At 64.2% G+C, this 520-nt stretch carries 1 protein-coding gene; it reads right to left on the reverse strand.

Translation table 11 applies throughout. The annotated features are described in order from the left end of the window. On the reverse strand, positions 1-520 hold a 520-nt coding region (locus tag ACTJJA_RS23925; protein WP_440669343.1), incomplete at both ends, for a helix-turn-helix domain-containing protein.

A 520-nucleotide genomic window follows, 5' to 3' on the forward strand; every position in this document is an offset into this window, starting at 1 on the left:
TGTCTCCCCACGGTGAGCCGTTATCCATCGTCATCCTGTCCGGCAGGCCGTAGCGTTCAAACACGCTGACCAGTTGCTGCTGCACGGTCTCGCGCCGTTCATCGGTACAGGGCGCCAGGCACAGGGAAAAACGGGAGTGGTCGTCCAGCAGGGTGAGCGGATGGCAGCGCCCCTCGCCGAAGGGAAAGTGGCCCTTAAAATCCATCTGCCAGAGCCGGTTCGGTGCGTCATGTTCGAACCGTCCCGTGGCGGGAATGCCCGGTGAAGTGCCCGGGAGCAGACTGTGACGGGCCATCAGGTTATGGACGGTGCTGAAGGCGGGCATGGTGTGCCCCTGGTCTTCCAGCCAGCGCTTTATCTTGCGTGCGCCCCAGCGTTCATGGCGCTCATGTGCCATACGCAGCAGGGCCGTGATGTCGTCAGATGAGCGGTTCGGGGAATGGTGCGGTATGCGCGGGCGGTCCTGAAGACCGGCGGCCCCTTCCTCCGCCCAGCGGCGAAGCCACTTATAGCCGGTGGC

The organism is Enterobacter sp. 22452, assembly GCF_052045065.1.
GTDB classification, from domain to species: Bacteria; Pseudomonadota; Gammaproteobacteria; order Enterobacterales; family Enterobacteriaceae; genus Enterobacter; species Enterobacter mori.